The sequence below is a fragment of the Streptomyces sp. NPDC003327 genome, assembly GCF_053589515.1.
Genome location: NZ_JBSFSA010000003.1, coordinates 219512 through 234700, shown reverse-complemented (window position 1 = coordinate 234700; position 15189 = coordinate 219512). Strand labels below are relative to the sequence as shown.

At 68.5% G+C, this 15189-nt stretch carries 18 protein-coding genes and 1 tRNA gene; 3 read left to right on the top strand and 16 right to left on the bottom strand.

The annotated features are described in order from the left end of the window. Positions 1-162 precede the first annotated feature (162 nt). Positions 163-236, top strand: a tRNA-Thr gene (locus ACWDVG_RS04275). Between the two features lie 71 nt (positions 237-307). Here the strand turns inward: ACWDVG_RS04275 and ACWDVG_RS04270 are convergent. The 11 genes from ACWDVG_RS04270 to ACWDVG_RS04220 form a co-directional block, all read right to left on the bottom strand. Then, positions 308-1444, bottom strand: coding sequence for a tyrosine-type recombinase/integrase (locus tag ACWDVG_RS04270; RefSeq protein ID WP_451695994.1), 1137 nt, complete (start codon positions 1442-1444; stop codon positions 308-310). Further along, positions 1444-1647 carry an excisionase family DNA-binding protein gene (locus tag ACWDVG_RS04265; protein ID WP_451695992.1) on the bottom strand — a complete coding sequence of 68 codons (204 nt, stop codon included), beginning with the start codon at positions 1645-1647 and terminating at the stop codon, positions 1444-1446. Before ACWDVG_RS04265 ends, ACWDVG_RS04270 begins: the two co-directional genes overlap by 1 nt. Before the next feature lie 2 nt (positions 1648-1649). Then, positions 1650-3056: a replication initiator protein RepSA gene (gene repSA, locus ACWDVG_RS04260; protein WP_451695990.1), complete on the bottom strand. Its 1407-nt coding sequence runs from the start codon at positions 3054-3056 to the stop codon at positions 1650-1652. A 2-nt stretch (positions 3057-3058) separates the two neighbouring features. Beyond that, positions 3059-3241 carry a hypothetical protein gene (locus ACWDVG_RS04255; protein ID WP_451695988.1) on the bottom strand — a complete coding sequence of 61 codons (183 nt, stop codon included), beginning with the start codon at positions 3239-3241 and terminating at the stop codon, positions 3059-3061. A gap of 92 nt (positions 3242-3333) precedes the next feature. Next, positions 3334-3882 carry a GGDEF domain-containing protein gene (locus tag ACWDVG_RS04250; RefSeq protein ID WP_451696183.1) on the bottom strand — a complete coding sequence of 183 codons (549 nt, stop codon included), beginning with the start codon at positions 3880-3882 and terminating at the stop codon, positions 3334-3336. Between the two features lie 5 nt (positions 3883-3887). After that, on the bottom strand, positions 3888-4238 hold the full coding sequence (locus ACWDVG_RS04245; RefSeq protein WP_451695987.1) for a SpdD-like protein: 351 nt from the start codon (positions 4236-4238) through the stop codon (positions 3888-3890). Between the two features lie 11 nt (positions 4239-4249). Further along, positions 4250-4405, bottom strand: a complete 156-nt coding sequence (locus ACWDVG_RS04240; protein WP_451695985.1) for a hypothetical protein — start codon at positions 4403-4405, stop codon at positions 4250-4252. Positions 4406-4424: 19 nt separating this feature from the next. Then, complete coding sequence (locus tag ACWDVG_RS04235) at positions 4425-4613, bottom strand: mobile element transfer protein (protein WP_451695983.1); 189 nt, start codon at positions 4611-4613, stop codon at positions 4425-4427. Positions 4614-4632: 19 nt separating this feature from the next. Beyond that, positions 4633-5361, bottom strand: a complete 729-nt coding sequence (locus ACWDVG_RS04230; protein ID WP_451695981.1) for a DUF2637 domain-containing protein — start codon at positions 5359-5361, stop codon at positions 4633-4635. Positions 5362-5438: 77 nt separating this feature from the next. Beyond that, positions 5439-6785 carry an FtsK/SpoIIIE domain-containing protein gene (locus ACWDVG_RS04225; RefSeq protein ID WP_451695979.1) on the bottom strand — a complete coding sequence of 449 codons (1347 nt, stop codon included), beginning with the start codon at positions 6783-6785 and terminating at the stop codon, positions 5439-5441. A gap of 2 nt (positions 6786-6787) precedes the next feature. Beyond that, positions 6788-7120 (bottom strand): SCO3933 family regulatory protein, encoded by a 333-nt coding sequence (locus ACWDVG_RS04220; protein WP_451695977.1) that lies wholly within the window; start codon positions 7118-7120, stop codon positions 6788-6790. 164 nt (positions 7121-7284) lie between these two features. Between ACWDVG_RS04220 and ACWDVG_RS04215 the strand changes: the two genes are divergently transcribed. Both ACWDVG_RS04215 and ACWDVG_RS04210 read left to right on the top strand, forming a co-directional pair. Beyond that, entirely contained in the window at positions 7285-8121 is an 837-nt protein-coding gene (locus tag ACWDVG_RS04215) for a sigma-70 family RNA polymerase sigma factor (protein WP_451695975.1), read from the top strand. A gap of 1 nt (position 8122) precedes the next feature. Next, a complete protein-coding gene (locus ACWDVG_RS04210) occupies positions 8123-8935 on the top strand; it encodes a protein phosphatase 2C domain-containing protein (RefSeq protein WP_451695974.1) in 813 nt (270 codons plus the stop codon). 534 nt (positions 8936-9469) lie between these two features. Here the strand turns inward: ACWDVG_RS04210 and ACWDVG_RS04205 are convergent. The 5 genes from ACWDVG_RS04205 to ACWDVG_RS04185 form a co-directional block, all read right to left on the bottom strand. Further along, the gene (locus tag ACWDVG_RS04205; protein ID WP_451695972.1) at positions 9470-10408 is read right to left on the bottom strand and encodes a hypothetical protein; all 939 of its coding nucleotides are present in this window, start codon (positions 10406-10408) and stop codon (positions 9470-9472) included. 21 nt (positions 10409-10429) lie between these two features. Then, the gene (locus ACWDVG_RS04200; RefSeq protein WP_451695971.1) at positions 10430-11089 is read right to left on the bottom strand and encodes a hypothetical protein; all 660 of its coding nucleotides are present in this window, start codon (positions 11087-11089) and stop codon (positions 10430-10432) included. A gap of 158 nt (positions 11090-11247) precedes the next feature. Then, the gene (locus ACWDVG_RS04195) at positions 11248-12093 is read right to left on the bottom strand and encodes a TIGR04255 family protein (RefSeq protein WP_451695970.1); all 846 of its coding nucleotides are present in this window, start codon (positions 12091-12093) and stop codon (positions 11248-11250) included. Between the two features lie 1178 nt (positions 12094-13271). Further along, a complete protein-coding gene (locus ACWDVG_RS04190) occupies positions 13272-13820 on the bottom strand; it encodes an SMI1/KNR4 family protein (RefSeq protein WP_451695968.1) in 549 nt (182 codons plus the stop codon). 188 nt (positions 13821-14008) lie between these two features. Then, positions 14009-14926 (bottom strand): pentapeptide repeat-containing protein, encoded by a 918-nt coding sequence (locus tag ACWDVG_RS04185; RefSeq protein ID WP_451695966.1) that lies wholly within the window; start codon positions 14924-14926, stop codon positions 14009-14011. Positions 14927-15189 lie beyond the last annotated feature (263 nt).

Below are 15189 nucleotides of genomic sequence, written 5' to 3'. Positions count from 1 at the left end.
GCAGGAACGTGCCGGACGATCCGAGTAAAGGAAGGATTCAGGTCTAGTCCACCAGGGTGAACTCCCCGTGACGCTACCCCGCGGGACGGGATCTGTCAGCACCCCACCGGCAGTGAGATTTCCGACCGTCGCCGGTGGGTCGTTGGTTACACTGCACTCGCTGCCTCCTTAGCTCAGCTGGCCAGAGCACCGCTCTTGTAAAGCGGGGGTCGTCGGTTCGAACCCGACAGGGGGCTCATGGCAAAGGGCCAGCGCCGGGGCATGATTCCCCGGCGCTGGCCCTTTCGCATGATCACGGCCGTGCCACTTACGTGCCAGAAGGCCCGTCCCTACGGGCCTGGCGGATCATCTCGCCGAGCTTCCCCGCGATGTGCTGATCACGGTCGCTCGTCATGTGCTGGTAGATCAGCGCGGCCCGGGTGGTGCTGTGCCCCATCCGCGTCATCAGCTCGCGGGTGCTGGCCCCGGCGCTGGAGGCGAGGGTGTTCCCGGTGTGCCGGAGGTCGTGGAAGTGGACGTGCTCGGAGACGCCGGCCTCCGCGCGTGCGGTCGTCCAGTCGTCGCGGAAGTTGCTCCGCCGAAGCAAGCCGCCGCGGGGGCCCTGGAAGAGGTGGCCGTCCTGTCCGGCTCCGGCGAAGTGCTCCAGGTGGTGAGCGAGCTCGGGGCTGAGTTCGGCCGGGAAGGCGACGGTGCGGACGCCCGCGGCCGACTTGGGCGCCTTGTCGGCGAGCGTGCCGTTCTGCAGCTCGGCCTGGGCGCGGCGGACCTGAACCACACACCGGGTGAGGTCGAGGTCTCGGCGGCGGAGCGAGGCCAGCTCGCCGAAGCGGAGCGTGGTGAAGGCCGCGAGCAGCACGAGCGACCGGTAGCGCTGCTGGATGGCGTCGGCGACGGCGTACACCTCGGCGACGGTGAGGACGGGCCGCTCCGGCACGTCGTAGCGGTCGGCGCCCTTGATGCGGCAGGGATTGCGGCGGATCAGTTCGTCGTCGACCGCCGTGTTCAGGATCGCGCGGAGGAGCTGGTACGCCTTGACGACGGTCGGCTCGCCGACGCCCGCTTCCAGCAGCGCGGTACGCCAGGCCCGGACCCGGGCAGTGCTGATCGCGGCGAGGGACCCGGCGCCGAAGGTCGGCTTGATGTGCAGCCGGAGCACGCTCTCACTGCGTTCCCGGGTGCGGTCTTCGAGCTTGCGGTGCCTCAGCCACTCGTCGGCGTACGGTCCGAAGACGACCTTGCCCGCGTCGGGGGCTTGGTAGGTGCCACGGATGATCTCCGCCTCGATCGTGGTCAGCCAGACGTCGGCGTCGGTCTTGGTGTCGAAGGTGTGCGGCGCGGACTTCATCTCGCCCGACAGGGGGTCGCGGTAGCGGGCCTGCCAGCGGCGGGACGCGAGCTGGCGGACGGTGCCGAAGCGCCGGCGCTGGCCTTTGCGGTTCGCCATCAGGCCGCCTTTCCGTAGCGGCGCTCGACGGGCCGGACGGTGTGGGTCTCGATGTACGCGGTGACGGCGGGCTCCGGGATGCGGACGTGGCGGCCGACCTTGACGAAGGTGATGCGTCGTTCCTCGATCAGCCGCCGGGGGAAGCGGACGGAGGTGCCGAGGAGTTCGGCGACCTGGGCGACGGTGAGCAGGCGGGCGGGCATGGTCACCACTCCTCTTCTGCGGGTGCTTCGAGCTGGGCGCGGAGTTCGCGGGCGTGTTCACGGTTGTGCTGGAGGTCGCGGCGGACGTTGGCGGCGAGCCAGGACTCGCCGGGGGTGGCGCCGTGTCCGGCGTACGTCCAGTGGGCGACGACGAGGAGGGTGGACTCCGGGTGGTCGTCGGGGTCGGGCAGGCCGAGGGCAGCGCGCTGCTGGGCGGCGCGGTAGTCGGCGCGGACCTGGCGAAGGGCGCCGAGGGTGGTGGAGTAGCGGCGGGACTTGGTGGAGAAGTGGCCGCGGAAGCCGAGCATGTGGGCCCAGGCGCGGAGGCGGCGGTCCGGGTAGGCGCGGTCCAGGTCCATGCAGGCTTCCATGAGGCGCCGCGGGTGGTCCGGGACGTCGAGGAGGATCAGCGCCTCCTTGTTGCCGACGGGGTGGTCGACCGTGCCGGTGGTCTCGGCGGCCTTGGTGGCGTACTTGGCGACGTAGGCGGCGACGGCCTGCTCGGTGAGGTCCTCGCCCTGGCCGAAGGCGCCGATGGGCTGGACGTCGAGTTGGGTGCCCCAGGTGAGGACGAGGTCCTGGCCGACGCCGTGGTCCGGGGCGGCGGGGACGACGACGCGGACGCGGGCGGTGGCGGCCCGGATGGCGTCGGTGAGCAGGTCGAGGGTGGCCCAGGCCGGGGGCGGGGTGTCGGGACCGGCGGGGCCGTCGAAGCGGATCACGGCGTGGAAGTGGACGGCGCCGCGCTTCTGGTACTCGGCGACCTTGCCGAACGAGACGCGGGACTGCTCGCGGGCGGCCTTCTGCGTGAGACCGGCACGGCGGGCGATCTCGCGGCGCAGGTAGATGGTGAAGTACCGCCACAGCTCGGAGGCGTGGTTGTTCCAGAGGACGCAGGCGGCGTAGTCGTAGGTGTCCGGGTCGAGCGGGGTCCCGAGTTCGGGAGCGTCCTCCTGGTGCTTCTCCCCGCAGTGGCACGGGCGGGTGCCGGGGCGGTTGTGGACTGGGCCGAAGGACGGGGCGGTCAGGGTCGCGAAGACGCGGGGGTGGTCGCGGATGGTCTCCGGGGTGCCCTTGTCCGGCGCGCCGACGAGTCCGGCGCGGATGAGGTGGTACGTGTCCCCGGCGTAGGTCCAGGCACAGGCGGGGCAGCGGGAGGCCCGCCGGTTGCCGCAGGCGACCCGCAGGACGCCACCCGGCTCGGTGTCGGTCGTGTAGGTGTGGAGCACGGTCGTGGTGGCGGGGTCGAGGAGTTTGGTGCCGCCGGAGAGGCGGATCGGGGCGGCGCATCCCCCGGTCCGGTGGATCTGGTCGGTGAGGCGGTCGAAGCCGGGGGACCCGGCCACCCGGAGCAGGTCGCTCAGGGTGGCCGGGTCCAGGCCCGCCGCGGTGAGGGCGGTGTCGTTCAAGGTCACTTCCCGGCGCGGACGGCGGGGGTCACGACGGTGTGGCCAAGGCCCCGGCAGGTGGGGCAGTGGACGCGGGCGGTGTCCCGGGTGCCGTCGGCGGTGGGGAGGCCGGTGGTGACGGTGGCGGTGGCGAAGCCGTCGCAGTCCCGGCACACGCGCCGGGCGGGGGTGGTTTCGGGCATCATGAGCTGTCCCTTTCGGGTCCGTTGGATCTGGAGGAGGTCGAGGCGCCCGGGGCGGCGGAAGTTTGGCGACCGAGGCCGCTCCGGGGGCCCGTTCAGCGTGTGTGGTTGCGCCTGCCGTGGCCCTTGGCCGCGTACATCGCCGCGTCGGCGGCGGACAGGGCGTCGGTGAGGGTCGGGACCGGCAACTGATCGCGGAGGCAGCAGCCGACCGACGCGGAGACCGGCAGGACGTGTCCGTTGTGCGTGACCGGCTGGTCCAGCGCGGTCCAGAGGTCGAAGAGGTTGACGGCGCCGAGGTCGGTGACGATGGCGGCGAACTCGTCCCCGCCGAGCCGGGCGGCGAGACCGTGGCGCCCGCACCAGGTGGCGAGCCGCTCGGCGGTGGCGGTGAGGACCGCGTCCCCGGCGGCGTGGCCGTGGGTGTCGTTGACGGCCTTGAAGTCGTCGAGGTCGACCAGGAGCACGAGGGCGTTCGGGTGCTTGGCCATCAGGCGCTCGGCGCGGGTGGTCCATCCGGCACGGGTGTGCAGGCCGGTCAGGGGGTCACGGCGGGCGCCCGCCAGGCGCCACTGGAGCAGTCCGCCGTGCAGGGCCCAGCCGAGGACCGGTAAGCCCGCGGCGGCGATCGTCTGCGTGTCCACGACGGTCACCGGCCCTTCTGCATGTCGCGGATCAGCAGCCGCAGGACGACGGCCACGACAGCGATCGAGGCGCCGGTGACGGCGACGGCCAGGAGCATGGAGACGAGGACCGCGCCGACGACCAGGACGACACCCGCACCGCCGGCGGCGACGGCAACGAGGCCGGTCGGGGTGAGGCGGACGGCCGGGAGCTGGGCGCGGGGCGCGGCCGGGACCGAGGCCGTGGCCGGGACCGGCGTCGGGGCCTCGGCCTGGGCCGTGGGCAGGGGGACGACGTCAGACGTCGTGGCGGGCGGGACGAGCGGGGTGACGAGGCCGGTCGGAAGCGGGTTGACCGGGACGCGCGGTCGGAACATGGCGGGGCTCCCTACTGGATGGCGTGGTCGATGAGCGGGGCGAGGACGCTGTCGGCGAGGAGGTAGCCGCCGAGGAGGATCACGGCGACGAGCCACCAGGGCGGGCGGATGAGCTTGATGCCGAGGCCGCCGACGACGATCAGGGCGAGCCAGAGCGGGACGTCCATGACGCGGAACTCCTTGCGGTCAGCGGGGGTTGCAGCGGTGGGTACGGGCGGCGAGTTCGGCGGCGGCGCGGGTGTTGTAGTCGGCGGAGAAGTCGCAGCCGGGGGCCGTGCACACGGCGGTGTGCTTGGTGCGGCCCCGGCCGTCGTGGTGGGTGCCGACCTGCACCGGGCCGATGCGGGCGATGTCGTAGAAGCGGTTCGGGCGCACGGGTCTGTGTCCTTCCGGATCAGGCGAGTTGCAGTGCGAGCGAGTCGGCCAGGGCGGCCGGGACCCCGAGCCGGGCGCGCAGGGTGTCGGCGTCGATCGGGTGGCCGGTCTGGGCGTGGTGGGCGTCCGCGACCTTGCGGGCGTGCGTGAGGAGGGCGGGCGGGACGGGCACGGGCTGAGCGGGCGCGGCGGGCGCGGCGGGCGGCGGGGCCACTTCCTCGGGTTCCTCGGGCGCCGGTTCGTCGGGCTCCTGGACTGCCGGCGGCAGCTCGGGAGCGGGTTCCGGAGCACGCTCGACGACCAGCTCGGGTACGGGGTCCGGACGGGTTTCGTCGACCGGTACAGGCTCGGGAACTGGTTCCGGAACCGGCTCCGGCTCCCGCGCGGGAGCGGGTGCGTGGGCGAGGAGCGTGCCGCCGAGGAAGGCGAGGGCGGGCCATCCGGCGACGAGGATGCGCAGCCAGTCCGGGACGTCGCTCATGTCGAGGAGTCCGGCGGTGGCGACGTTGGCGCCGAGCGAGGCGGTGAGGGCAATGGCGAACCACAGCCAGGCGTCGCGGTTGCCCGCGTCCGTACGCATCCGGCGCCACGCGGCGACGAGCAGCAGGTCGACGCTGACCGGGTAGGCCCACGCCTTCCATCCGTCCTGACCGGCCGCGGCTGCCAGGTCGTGCAGGTGGGCGAAGGACAGGGCCCCGGCGATGACGGCCTGGACGAGCACGGCGTCGAGGCGGGGGGTGCGGAACACGTGGTCACCCCCTTTCGGGCATGGGTGGGGTAGGGACCTGGCGTGAGACGGTCACGCCAACCGGTGGGAAGGATGGGTCAGTCGGTCGCCGGAAGCGGCTTCAGCAGAGGCACGGACTCGACCGGAGCGGTCTCCACGCGGACGGTCGGCCGGTACGGCGCGAGCCGAGGAATGTCCGGCGCGAGGTGGGCGTGCTCGGCACAGATCGCGGCCACTTTCGCCGCGGTCAGCTCGGGCGTACGGATGCGGGACCAGCCGCCGGAGGAGTCTCCGGCCACGGCCACACCGGGCCTGTCGGGCGCAATCGTCATGACGGACACGACCGCGTCCGGGGCGACGTCCCCGAGGCCCATCTCGGCGGTCTGTTTGTCGTTGACGCGATGGACGACCCGGCCGGTGAGCTGGGCGCGGAGCGCGGTGGCGCCCTTGCCGAGGTCGGAGCCGAAGCGCTGGCCGCAGACTTCCAGGAAGATGCCCGCCGCACGGGCCATCTGGCCGAGGCGGATGAGCTGCGTGACCATCCGGTCCCGGCGTTCCTCGTCCTTCCTGGTCGCGACGAGGAACAGCTCCGCGACCTCGTCCACCAGGACGACGACCGGCACTGGCCGGACCTCTTCGGGCAGGGCCCAGATGTCGGCGACGCCATGGGCGCTGAGCAGGTCGAAGCGTTCCTCCATCTCCTCGACCAGCCCATCGAGAAGGCCGTCCGCTTCCTCAGGCGTGATGGCGAAGGCGGACAGCCGGGGCGCGTACCCGCGCTGCTCGACGCCCCGCTTGCAGTCGATCCCGACCAGGGCGACCGGTAGCCGTGCCAGGCCCGCGACCAGGTTTCGCTGGTACATGGACTTGCCCGACTGGTTCGCGCCGAGCGTCAGCGCGTGCGGGACCTTGCGGTAGTCCCGTACATAGGGAGTGCCGTCCTCCCTCAGCGCGACCGCGACCGTCATCGGCTCGGCGGGCACATGGCGCGGCATCCTTACCCGCCGCAGCACGTCGTAGCCGGTCATCCGCAGCTCGACGTACCCCGGCTTGATCTCCACCACGTTGACGGAGTGGACGCCCCAGGCGTGGCGCAGCCGCTCGGAGGCCGCCATCACGTCGGCGGGCTCCAGACCGGCCGCGAGGCGGAGCGTGACCCGCAGGCCGGTCGAGGACCAGCGCACGCGGCGGATCTTCGGCGGCACGGGCCGGACGTCACCGCGGGCGATGCTACGGACCATGAACGCCCGCAGGCGGGACGGCTGCACCGTCAGCCCGCACACGTCCATCGTCGAGCGGTACGTCACGGCGATGCGTGCCTGCGTCAGCGGCAGTCCGATCAGCGACCAGTACGCGCGGGGCGCACGCAGCTTGGCGTAGCCGAGGCCACCCGCCGCACCGGCCAGCGGGAGGCCGACCTCGCATAACGTCGACAGGTCGGTCATGGTCAGGCACCCAGCGGCGTGACGGCGACCGCGCGGAACGAGATGCCGTGGCGGGTCTGGCCGTTGAACGTGTTCTCCCAGTCGCGGGCCTTGAGGCCGATGACCGAGACCGGCATGCCGGGGGTGAGCCCGTCGGGGAGGCCGGTCTCGGGGATGGTCACCTGGTAGAGGTTGCCCTCGCCCTCGTCCGAGATCAGCAGGCCGATGGTGGAGAGTCCGGCGCCGGTCTCGCGGTCCACGGCGCGCTCGCCGGTCTGCTTGCTGACGAGCTTCGGGGTGGGAGCGGTCGCGACGAACACGACGGCGGTCGAAAGGTCGATCTTGAAGGACGGCATTCCACTCTCCCGGTAAGGGGGGCTTAACAGCCCGGCTGTTGTGAGCCCGCCTTGTTAAGGGGGGCTTAGCACCCAAGATGCACGCGACTGGTGCGAGGTGTCAAGCCCCCCTTAGCATGTGGCTATGAAGTCAGCCCACTGTCCGGTTCCGCGAGGTGTTCGCCGTGATTGAAGAGGTGCGGCGGGTCGCCGCGATGCAAGATCACGCGCTCCGCGTGAAGGCAGCTGTGGAGCTGATGAACGACCTCCAGGCGGCCGTGGTGGAAACCTCGCGCATGCGCAAGGAGAGCATCGCGTGGCTGCGTGACCACGGGCACTCCATGGCGGACGTGGCCAAGATGATGGGCGTCAGCCGAGCGCGCGTGGCTCAGCTCCGGGACGCCGGCCCCCCGCCGGAGCGCGCGTTCCTCGGCACCGAGCACGCCCAGGTGCTCGTACCCATGCGGGCGGGCGAGCGGGACTTCGTGGCCCTGGAGGACAGCTCCACCGGCCAGAAGCTCCTGGCCCTGGCGCACCGGCTCCAGCTGGAGGGCGACCTCGGCTACATCCCGACCTCCGGCGAGATCGACCTCAACCGCGAGGATCTCCTGGTCGTCTGCGGTCCGAAGTCGTCGCCGGTCACCGCCGAGGCACTGAGCAAGGACCCGCGGCTGTCCTTCGACACCCTGCCCGACGGGCGCTGGGCCCTGACCGAGCGGGACGGCGGCACCGTACACACCTCTCCCACGGACAGTCCCGAGGCGCCCACGCCGACGGACATCGCGTACCTCGGAAGGTTGCCGCGGCCGGACGGCCAGGGGACGTTCCTGCTCGTGGCGGGTGTGCACGCGGTCGGCTCGCTGGGAGTGGCCCACTTCCTCGCCGAGAACATCGCCGGCCTCTACAAGCAGGCAGGCACGGCGCCCTTCTCGATGGTCGTCGCGGCGGACTACGACCCGAGCACGAAGGCGATCACGGCCAGCCGTGCCGTGACCGACGTGCTGCTGCACGAGACCGCCTGACGTGCTCGTCGAGCAGGCCAGCTACCCGCGGCCCCAGGGCAGGAACGAGGACTTCGCGCTCTCCGGCCCCTCGGTGGCCGTGGTCCTGGACGGCGCCGGGATGGCGCCCGGGATGCGCTCGGGCTGCAAGCACGGGGTGGCTTGGTACGTGGAGCAGCTCGGCGCTCGCCTGTACGCGGAGGCGACTCGGGCGGCCGCACCGCTGGCTGACTGCCTGGCCACGTCCATCGAGTCCACGGCGGCGCTCCATCGGGACACGTGCGCGGTCGACGACCCGTTGTCCCCGTCGGCGACGGTGGCCGTGGCGCGGCTGCGGAGCGAGACCTTCGAGTGGCTCGTCCTGGGCGACTGCACCGTCCTCGTCGACGGGGACGGCACGGTCACGGCGACCACGGACGACCGCCTGGCCCGCGTGGCACCGGGAGCGCGGGAGGCCCTCGCCGCGGCGGCCCCGGGATCGCCCGAGCGCCAGCGAGCCCATGAGTCCCTGGTCCAGGAGGAGCGGGGACTTCGGAACACGCGGGGCGGCTACTGGGTGGCAGCCGCAGACCCGACTGCGGCGAACGAGGCCCTGACGGGCGAGGCGAGCGCGTCGAGTATCGGGGGCGCTGCCCTGCTGACGGACGGTGCCGCACGGCTCGTCACGACGTTCCACGCCACCGACTGGCACGGCTACATGAAGCAGCTCAGCCACGAAGGCCCCGAAGGCATGCTCCGCCGAGTCCGCGAGGCGGAGGAGGCAGACCCGGACCTCATCCGATGGCCCAGGAGCAAGCAGCACGACGACGCGACGATCGCGTACATCCGCCTGTAGGGACGCGAGTTGTTACAGGTTTCTCTACCTCATCAAGGCACCCGCCGCGCACGGCGCGGCGCGCGCGGCCCGTCGCCCGGGCCTGCGCTCCTGTCTACGCCCCGCTCCAGCCCGGCCGCCGGCCGCACGCCTGACGGCTTGGGTTGATGGGCAGCCCAAGCAGGCCTCCAAGCACGGCAACCGTCACATGGCACGCGTAGCCACGAGCGCTGCCGACTGCGGCCAAGACGGGCGACCAAAAGACGGCCAGCAGTAGGGGAGGGGTGGCCTCTTGCGCATGGCCGGCCGACTGCCGGGCTTGAGCAGGGCGGGGCGCCGTACACCCGCCGTCACGGATGGCGGGAGCGTGAGGCGACCACACTACCGGGAAGGGGCGGGCGGGGAGCAGCTGCTGCCGCGAGATGGCGGGGCCGGTGTGGTCGCTCCGCGTCGGTCCAGGTCTCGTCGTGGCCTATGACCATGTCGTTTCAAACCACATGTCTTCGGGTTTAACGGCGCCCTGCTTACGCGAACAAATTTTAGACCACTTTGAACTCACCAAACGTAGGGTCGGCGAAGTTCAACGACTCGCAACGGAATGGATTCCCGATAAAGGCGGGCAGTCATTTCGTCCAATGACGTAAAGAATACCGGTGTCATCGTTATATTATCCTTCGCCAGGATCTTCCGAAACGAGGAAGCCCAATCTCGCCAGAGCTTCTTCTGGGCCGCATCCAGCTGATTCTGCTGTAGGACGACCAGCTGAATAGAGCTGGGATCAAGCCTAGGTCCAGTGATCATTACCCGCAGTTGCTCAACATTCTCCCACCACTCAGGATTGCCCTTGTTGGTGACTTTGATGTATTGGCCAATTGATTTGACCATCGTGTCGCTCACCACGTCGTGCAGCGAAGGACGGCGAATCCGCGCAGCCACGTGCTCAGAAAAGTCCAGCAAGTCCTTCTCGTTAGAGAAGGCGGTAACTGGAGAGCTGGAAGCCAGGAGATGCTTACTCACCGGGAGGCTGGCCCGGAGATCGGCAACCCAAAACCCCGATGACGGTGGAGCGGTCAGAGCTACGAGATGGGAGACTTCGTGACCTTCAATCGCGAGCCGCCGATTGGGTGAAACCTCGGGCAAATGGTAAACGGGACTGACTTGAACAAAGGGATGCCTTGCTCCTGGCCCGCTTGCCACGATGTCACAGGTCTGACTTGTGACAATTGCCCAACGGCAGCGCAAGTCGGAAACGGAAACATGGCACCACCCTTGCGAAGTCTCCTGACCCTCCTCGGCATCGGAATCAATCCCGGTCACTGTATCGAGCCCGAAAGGAGCTGCCCAAGACAGGGTGGAACCCGGCAGCATTTGGCCCTGCTGCCAGGCGTCTAGGGACTTCTTGCTTTCATCAGGCCAGACTTCAGGGAGGAGTGAATCCAGCGTTGCGAATTCACTTCCGGTCTCACCCTCGACCTTCTCGGTCGAATCTGCCATTACTTCTCCGGTGTCGCTGCATTAAATACCCGGGGATTGATCCTTGCGCGTGCGGATACCCGACTTAGCTTTCGTGACTCTTCCGGCGGGCCGCCGTGAAGGGGTAACCGGATCAGCATCCCCTTCCGGTCCTGCTGCTTCCATCCATGCTGCGGCAAGTGGCCTGGTGCTGAACTCACCGCGCCGAGCCTTCTCTTCGAGAACCTCCCCCATGAGGGCATCAAGGTTGCCCGATACGATGCTCTGCCGCCGGTCCGAGTCCGCAGCAATCCATCGCTGAAGATCAGGTCCCAGCACATCATGAAGGTCGGTGCCAGCCTGCAGCATGGACCACAGCCGGCCCTGGCTGGCCAATCGCGGCGAAACATTGCTGCCGCGCCAGGAGTAGAACGTGCGCCGCGCAATTCCAGCCCCAGCAAGGATGTCACGCACCGGCAGCCCTAGAATTTGCGCCAGCTCATTCACGGCACTTACAGCCGTTCGATCAGCCGACTCCTCAGGGTCGCCTGAAATTTCCTTCTCGTTGGTCGATTCGAGGCCGGGGCCCACCCAGGCGAGCTTCCGGCCAGGAATCTGCTCAACTCGAAGCTTGAACTGGGCAACCTGGCATGCAGCCTCATTGAGGCCTATAACCAGCGTCGACACCATTGGTGTCAGCGCGGAATCCCAACTCTCCAGCACATCCCGTAGAACTGTATTCTGCAGCCCCGGGAGCTGAAGAGCCGTCCCATTGGCGGAAATTACTGCATCACCGTTTTGGCGGAGCTCCGCCATTTCGATTGATTGCCCTGTGTGGCGTTCCCCGGATGCCCGAACCATTGTCGCAGTCACGATTCCCCCTAATCGTCGTCGGACGTGTTGGTTGATGTCGGCAGCGTTTCCCAGTAGGAAGGTTCGATTACTTGCTTGAATAGAGCAAGCGCAGTGCGATTTAGCCGCTGGCTTGCGTCTAGCGCATTCGAGCTAGAGAATCGCTGCGTGGAAGCATCGAAGACGTCGATGTCCATTAGGTAACTCATGGAATTTTGCGCTGCTGCGTCCCGGAACGCTCCATGCCGAATCAAAGCACCCCGGCCTGTGCCTAGCGAGAGCTCTACCTGCTGCTGAGCGGCCGCAACCTTGTCGCCCAGGACTGGGTCGAGCACGGGGCCCAAGAAAGCGTCCGAGATACGTCCTTGCCAAGCGAGGGCGTTCGTCGCCTTTGCATCAACCAAGCGGTTGATGTAACGCACGCCCAATCTGTTCAATAGCTCCGGCTTCAGATTCTCTTCAATTCCAAGAATTAGCGCTTCCAGGATCGGGCGAAGACTGGTGCTCCACCGCTCATAGCGATTTGTTTGAATCACGAGGGAATCCGGCATGATAGTCGCCAGAATTTGCCCTCCATCGCGGCCGAACTGCCACCCTCTCGCGCTCACCTGCACTTGTGGGTTGGCTCCAGACGGGCCGAACTCGACACTGAGTTCATTTTTTTGGGCTGGCTCAAGCGACGTGAAGGAAACGCCGCGTGCCTCTGCAAAGTCCTTGATCGCGAGCGCTTGCCCGGTTGATACCGATTCACCCACACCTGCGAAGCGGACTTCGGCGATGGCGAGTTCGACGGGCGCCATCCGCAAGAGCGCCCGGCCTGCTGATGGCAAGCCGGCCAGCGGCAGGTCGGGATCTGAACTACGCAACGAAGTCACATGCCTCGCCTCCCTACTATCGGGTCAACCTGCACACTAGCTGCACAGTCTCAGGCTACCCCGTATCGGGGTCATGAGCCCCTCAGAATCGTTGATCGATCCCAATGGAGGCGCCTCCGGGAGAGTGGGAGGCCCGCGACTGGCAGCTCGACTGCCAAGGGCCCGGGCAGAGGCGGGCGTGCGCCTTCACACTACGGAGCTGAACACCTCGGAAGCCGACGCGCGCAGGTGGAGACCCTTTCGAGGCACTGGCAGACGGGGCGAAGACCGTGCCACATCCGTGCCAGATCGTGCGGGGAGCCACGGGGAACGAGGGGTGGCGTCGGGCTCTGGAGTGGCGATCAGCTCCCGCAACGTCTGTGCAGGTCAGGTGCAACCCTGCCCTCCCGCTCTTGTAAAGCGGGGGTCGTCGGTTCGAACCCGACAGGGGGCTCCAGGCAGGAGACGCGAAGACCCCCAACCGATCATGGCTGGGGGTCTTTGACATCCACGGCTGACAGCAACGGGGGCGGTCGGCCGAGGACGGCCGCGAGTGCGCGGAGCGAAATGCGCATGCCGGCTCCTAGGCCTGGCAGGCAGGAGCACGCCATGTCGACCGACGTCAGTGGAATGATCGAGTGCCGTCCGGGGGCCCGGCTGCAGGGTCCGGACGACGAGGACACCGTCTGGGAAGCGGGCATCGACCTCTTCCTGCTGAACAGGGGCAACGCCTACGACGGCCTGGCCTGTCTCTTCGGGATCCGCAACTCCTTCGGCTTCCGTCCGCTTGCTGAGGACCGTGGCTTTCCGGATGACGCGTCGGAAGGGCTGCGCCGTGAGTTCGCGGGCTACGGCGGCACCGACTCCGTGTACGGGACGACACGGGTGACCTGGGCCGAGCTGTCCGCCACCGACTGGCAGGAGACGGACGCCTCCGGCACACGAAAGTCGTGCATCGGCCGCAGGGACCGACACCGACTGGGGCCGCGTCTGGAGCGTCATGCGCATCCTCGGCGAAGTCCACGGCGCGGAGAACGTGCGTCTCGTCGTCTGGTTCCACTGACTCGACCCCGCGGTGAGCACGGGGTCGGGCCAGACAGGCATCCAGCGCACTCAGCCACAGTCGGGGCGGCCCCCGGGCCGCTTTCGCGCGAGGAGCCGCCCCACCGAGTGAGCTCAGCGGCCATCCCGCGGTTCGTTCATTCCGCGATGCGGGAGGCGGCCATCTCCCACGGGGTCGGCTCCGCCACGTCTTCGTACTCGTCGGCGTCTTCCCGGTACCAGCCTGTTTCGGCGAGCCAGGTTTCGAGCCACTCGGCCAGACTCCCGGCGTCGACGAACCAGGCGGCGGCTCCCTCGTTCGTCATGGCGTTCGGGTCGAAGAGGAGGACCGTGGCGGTCTCGCTGAGGCAGTCCACCGCGGCGTACATGGCGCAGCCCCAGTCGAGGATCGGCAGCACGCCCACCGGCCAGTACGGTGCCTCGTCCTCGGCCGAGGCGGACCGTTTGGACTGGTACTCGCTCAGCGCCGTACGCCCTGGCCCAACCAGCGGAAGAAGCTGGTAATCGGGGCCGTAGCCACCATTGGCCACCTCCCGGTACAGGCTCGCCAGCAGGGGCGGGAGCGCGAAGCCGAGAACTGCCTCTGCCTCGGCAACCTCCTCGGCGGTGGCGGCGGGAGGCAAGGCCGTAGAAGTGGCCTTGGCCTTCGCCGCTACGCGGGGAACGAGATCTTCGATGGCTATCACGTTCGGGATCCTGTCAGGCACCTACGACAGAGGGCGCCGTCCTGTCGGGTCTTTGCTTGCACGTTGCCGTCTGGCTTTATCCACGAGATCGGGTTCTGACTCAACTTCTGTGAAGTCAGAGCTCAGGGGGGCGAGGCAGACCCCGCAGAGCAGAAAACACGGAGCCAAGAAAGCCAAGTAGGTCAGGGCTACGGTGCCGGCAGCCCGCGGACCCCGTCCAGCTTGGCCCCTGTGAACTTCACACCGGTGAGGTCTGCGTCAGTCAGGTCGGCGCCTGTGAGGTCTGCGTCAGTCAGGTCGGCGCCTGTGAGGTCTGCGTCAGTCAGGTCGGCGCCCGTGAGGTCGGCAGCGCTCAGATCGGCGCGGGCAAGCTGTGCGCCGGCCAGGTCGACACCGGTCAGTTTTGCTCCCTGCAGTGATGCTCTTTCCAGGGCCGCGCATCGGTGCTGACCTCGGTCACTCACGCCTGTTCCTGTGATCTCCACGCAGAGCAACGTGCCGGTGAGATCTGCACCGACCATGTACGCACCGGTGAGATCCGAGTTGAACAGCTGCGCCTCACGGAGGTCAGCATCGTCGAAAAGGGCCTCACGGAGGTCCGAATTTGCCATGGCTGCGCCACGGAGGTTCGCTGACGAGAAGGCCGCTCCCCGGAAGGCGAGACTACGCCCTTTCCCGATCCTGAATTTAAGGCCGCGTAGATCGGTGCGTTGCAGATCAAGCGTCGGTCCCGTGTCGCGGTCGGGGAGGCGGTCCGCCAGCACGGTCATCGCAGCCTGGACGTCAGCGGAGGGCTCCTGCTCTGCCGACGCAGGTTGTTGCGGCCGCGTGCCTTCACTGGGGAGGGGGGCATGCTGGCGTACGTAGGCAGCTAGGACCGAGACAATCGTGGGGTGGTCGCGGACGGAGTCCTGCATGATGCGCTGCAGGGCGTAGATCCCTCCGAGGCGCACATCCATGGATTCTGATCCCAGATTGCCGATTGCAGCGTTGAACCGGTTTGTGATTTGCCCCTGCTCACTGATCTGTAGTTCTCTACTGGCCTGACCGACCTGTACCCAGGTGAAGAGCAGTGCGGTAAGTGCTGCAAGACCCGGCAGGCTCACCGCAACGAGCCCAATCCATTCTCGACGGTTGCTATGCATAGGACCACGGGGGCCGTCCCGGCGGTCCTGCTGCCGCCGACGTTGTCCTGCTGCACGCCGATGTCTAATACGACGGATCCGCTCGGTGCCGAGAGTTCGAGTCATCTTCACCATGGCACCCGCAGGAGCGTGGACGGGTATGTCGCCACGCCGTTGGGACACGCGAACGGGCGTGTGGGTGGCCGGGACGCCAGGGGTGACGCGAAGACCCCCAACCGACGGTG

Excerpts from the sequence above, each read along its gene's own strand:
- ACWDVG_RS04265 (WP_451695992.1), bottom strand. The coding sequence starts at position 1,647 with ATGCCCGCCCGCCTGCTCACCGTCGCCCAGGTCGCCGAACTCCTCGGC.
- ACWDVG_RS04205 (WP_451695972.1), bottom strand. The coding sequence starts at position 10,408 with ATGGCAGATTCGACCGAGAAGGTCGAGGGTGAGACCGGAAGTGAATTC.
- ACWDVG_RS04255 (WP_451695988.1), bottom strand. The coding sequence starts at position 3,241 with ATGATGCCCGAAACCACCCCCGCCCGGCGCGTGTGCCGGGACTGCGAC.
- ACWDVG_RS04220 (WP_451695977.1), bottom strand. The coding sequence starts at position 7,120 with ATGCCGTCCTTCAAGATCGACCTTTCGACCGCCGTCGTGTTCGTCGCG.
- ACWDVG_RS04270 (WP_451695994.1), bottom strand. The coding sequence starts at position 1,444 with ATGGCGAACCGCAAAGGCCAGCGCCGGCGCTTCGGCACCGTCCGCCAG.
- ACWDVG_RS04240 (WP_451695985.1), bottom strand. The coding sequence starts at position 4,405 with ATGGACGTCCCGCTCTGGCTCGCCCTGATCGTCGTCGGCGGCCTCGGC.
- ACWDVG_RS04245 (WP_451695987.1), bottom strand. The coding sequence starts at position 4,238 with ATGTTCCGACCGCGCGTCCCGGTCAACCCGCTTCCGACCGGCCTCGTC.
- ACWDVG_RS04225 (WP_451695979.1), bottom strand. The coding sequence starts at position 6,785 with ATGACCGACCTGTCGACGTTATGCGAGGTCGGCCTCCCGCTGGCCGGT.